This is a genomic window from uncultured Cardiobacterium sp., from assembly GCF_938028185.1.
GTDB lineage: Bacteria > Pseudomonadota > Gammaproteobacteria > Cardiobacteriales > Cardiobacteriaceae > Cardiobacterium.
The window spans coordinates 1-1,042 of the sequence record NZ_CALJAH010000175.1 but is presented as its reverse complement, the minus strand read 5'-3'; the positions used below and the strand labels follow the sequence as shown (position 1 = coordinate 1,042).

General features: G+C 65.8%; 1 protein-coding gene. It reads left to right on the top strand.

Translation table 11 applies throughout. From position 1 onward, the window contains the following. Positions 1–152: 152 nt before the first annotated feature. A partial coding sequence (locus Q0349_RS05085; RefSeq protein ID WP_298079798.1) for a sugar kinase occupies positions 153–1,042 on the top strand: 890 nt, incomplete at its 3' end.

The following is a 1,042-nucleotide window of genomic DNA, read 5'->3' as shown; positions in this document are numbered from 1 at the left end:
ACCCCATCCCTCCCCCGCTGCGGACGCTAACGCGTCCTGCGGAGGAGGGGGATAGAACATAAAAACTAAACAGTTTCTTGGACTTTCGGTGTATCGATATACATACACGATAGTCGCTACCCTGTATGTAAACGCCCCTACATCCGACAACCATGAAAACCATCGCACTCCTCGGCGAATGCATGATCGAACTGAACGGCCAGCCCTTCGGCGACATGCGCCAAACCTACGGCGGCGACAGCCTCAACACCGCCACCTACCTCGCGCGCGTCGCCGCGCCGGAAGCCGTCCGCGTCCACTACCTGACTGCACTGGGCGACGACCCGCTCAGCCGCGGCATGCGCGCGCGCTGGCAGGCAGACAGCATCGACACCCGCTACGTCTTGACCGACCCGGCGCGCCAACCCGGCCTCTACCTCATCCAACTCGACGCTGCGGGCGAGCGCACCTTCCTCTACTGGCGCAACCAGTCGGCGGCGCGCTACCTGCTGCAACACCCCGGCTGGCCGCAGGTGGACGCCGCCCTCGCCGGATTTGATGCCATCTATTTGAGCGGCATCAGCCTCGCCATCCTGCCGCCCGCCGACCGCGAGCGCCTCACCGACCGCCTTGCCGCCTGCGCCGCCCAAGGCGTACAAATCCTCTTTGACGGCAACTACCGCCCGGCGCTGTGGCAAAACCGCGACGAGACCCGCGCCGCCTACGCTCGCCTGCTGCCGCACGTTCATCTGGCGCTGATGACCGATGATGACGAACGCGCGCTGTGGGCTGATACCGACGCAGACGCGACCATTGCCCGCCTGCAAGCGGCAGGTGTGGCGAAAATCGTCGTCAAACGTGGCGCGGCAGGCGCACTTTACGCGGCAGGCGATGAACGCATCAGCGTCGCCGGTGAGCGCGTCGCGCGCGTCATCGACACCACCTCGGCAGGAGATGCCTTCAACGCCGGCTACCTCGCCCGCTACCTGCAAGGCGCCGAGCCGGAGGCATGCTGCCGCGCAGGCAACCACCTCGCCGCCACCGTCATCCAGCACAAAGGCGC